Consider the following 211-nt stretch of genomic DNA (forward strand, 5'->3'; position numbering starts at 1 on the left):
GGCCGAACTGAGCGACGAGCTGAAGGCCCAGCACGACCTGCTGATGGCCAACTTCTTCGCCCAGACCCAGGCGCTCGCCTTCGGCAAGACCCCGGACGAGGTGCGGGGCGAGGGCGTGCCCGAGGAACTGGTCCCGCACAAGACGTTCCGCGGCGACCACCCGACGACGACGATCCTCGCCGGCGAGCTCACCCCGTCGGTGCTCGGCCAG

General features: G+C 70.6%; 1 protein-coding gene. It reads left to right on the forward strand.

Annotated features, from left to right (window positions below):
- On the forward strand, window positions 1-211 hold a 211-nt coding region (locus tag GTW67_RS35270; protein ID WP_524539858.1), incomplete at both ends, for a phosphoglucose isomerase-related protein.

Origin of the sequence: Streptomyces sp. SID5910, from assembly GCF_009862125.1 — a bacterium.
Classification (GTDB): Bacteria; Actinomycetota; Actinomycetes; order Streptomycetales; family Streptomycetaceae; genus Streptomyces.